The 2009-nt window shown below is 69.8% G+C and carries 2 protein-coding genes; one reads left to right on the forward strand and one right to left on the reverse strand.

Annotation, left to right across the window (positions count from 1 at the left end):
• Positions 1-374 (forward strand): hypothetical protein (locus tag B8460_RS18685; protein WP_048863133.1); only part of this gene is annotated, 374 nt, incomplete at its 5' end.
• A 67-nt stretch (positions 375-441) separates the two neighbouring features.
• On the opposite strand, the gene B8460_RS18690 is transcribed toward B8460_RS18685, so the two are convergent.
• A complete protein-coding gene (locus B8460_RS18690) occupies positions 442-1827 on the reverse strand; it encodes an amidohydrolase family protein (protein ID WP_052945312.1) in 1386 nt (461 codons plus the stop codon).
• Positions 1828-2009 lie beyond the last annotated feature (182 nt).

Raw genomic sequence — 2009 nt, forward strand, 5'->3', positions numbered from 1 at the left:
ACGCGCCGTGGGCCGGCGCCGCGTGGCCCGGCGGCCCGCTGCTGGCCGCGATGGCCAACCCCGGCGCCCTGCCGCCCGGCGTGCAGGGTGAAAGCGTGGTGACCACCTTCACCGGTCACGGCGTCTGCACCCGCACGACGCGCTTCGGCGTCCCGGAAGCGGGCGGCCCCGCGCGGGCGATCACGCATGTGAGCGGCGATTGCAGCCCGTTCGCGGCACCGACCGGCGCCCCGACCGGCGCCCCGACCGGCACGCTGCCCGCCGCCCGGCCCGACATGCCACCGGAGCCCGCGCAGCCGCGCATCTATCGCGCGCGCGCCACGCGGCCGGCGGAGGGGGCTCATCTCGTGCAGGTCGCCGACTGGCAGCGCTGAGCCTCGGCCGCGATGCGACGCGGGCCGGCGGCCTGACGGCTGCCGGCCCGATGCCGCGTCCGCCCCGCTATTCGGCGTCCGTCCCCCGCACATAGGGCTTCGGCAGCCAGGTGCCGTCGCGCGGCACGCCCGCGCGCTCGAACAGCGCGTCCGCCGAGCGTTCCATCCGCCCGCGCAGCCCGCGCACGTCGGCGTGCACCAGCTTGCCGTGCCGCTTCATGATGCGCCCGGCGACGAACACCGTGTCGATGTTGCCGACATGCGCATCCTCGACCACCGCGCCGATCGGGTTGTTGATCGGGAACATGTTCAGTGCGTAGGTGTCGAGCATCACGATGTCGGCCTGCTTGCCGGGCGTGAGCGACCCGGTCCGCCCCTCCAGCCCGCAGGCGCGCGCCCCCTGCACCGTCGCGAAATCGAGGATGTCGCGCGTGGTGATCGGCAGCGGATCGACCAGGGCGTGCCGCGCCAGCGCCTCCTCGTTCAGGAAGCCGCGCGTGCCGGCCATCAGGATGCGCATCTGCGCGAACATGTCGCCGCCCACCGAACAGCACACGTCGATCGAGATGCTCGGCCGGCAGCCATGCTTCAGCAGGCCGAGCGTCGCCGGATTGCCGTGCCCCATGTTCAGCTCGACCTCCGCCGACAGCGAGGCGGTGCCGCCGGTATCGGCGATCAGCTTGAACTCGCTGTCGCTCAGCGTGCAGCAATGCACGTAGGTCGTGTCGTCGCGCAGCAGCCCGCGCGAATGCAGCTGGTCGACCGGGTGATTGAGGCCCCATAGCCCGTCGCCCGCATGCAGCGTGATGCGCAGCCCAAGCTCGCGCGCCTTGCGGAAATCATCCTCGGTCACGTCGAGGGTGGCGAATTGCGGCCCGCGCGCGGCGAAGGCCATGGTCATCAGGCCGTCATCACCGTTGAAATGCGTCCGCCGCACGCGCGCCACGTCGTCGAAATTGCTCGGCAGGTCGCTGACCGGAAACCACTCGCGGTTGGCGTTGCCATAGCCATAGACGGCGCGCAGCCCGGCATCGCGCAGCCCCTTCACCGCCATGTCGGCGTGATCGGGCGTGTTGTTGTTGTGCGACCAGTCGTACAGCGTGGTGATGCCGGCATCCAGCGCCTCCAGCGCGCCGACATAGTTGGCGAGGTACATGTCGTCGGGCGTGTACAGCTCGCCCATCACCCCGCGCACGCCGCCGAAATACTGCGCCAGCGTCCAGTCCGCCGCCGCGTTGCGCAGCATGCACTGCCAGGTGTGGCGGTGGGTGTCGATGAAGCCGGGGATGACGATCATGCCGCGCCCGTCGATTTCCTGCGCATCGACCGGGCCGATATTCGGCCGCACCTCGGCGATCTTCTCGCCGTCGATCAACAGGTCGGCGTCATGGAAATCGCCGATCTTCGCGTCCATGGACACGATCATGGCGTTGCGTATCACCGTCCGGCGCATCGTCGCTTCCCCCGTCTGCTTATCGCCTGCCGTCCGGCAGGCCGCGTTGGCGCAACGCTAAGCCGGGGCAACGGACAGGGCAACAGGTTATCAATTGACCACATAGCTGCATCCTGCCTAAACGGTCTCTCCCGTCCGCGTGGCGGACATCTGGTTATCGGGCGATATGGTGATCCAGGACG

The organism is Acidisphaera rubrifaciens HS-AP3, assembly GCF_000964365.1.
Lineage (GTDB): Bacteria > Pseudomonadota > Alphaproteobacteria > Acetobacterales > Acetobacteraceae > Acidisphaera > Acidisphaera rubrifaciens.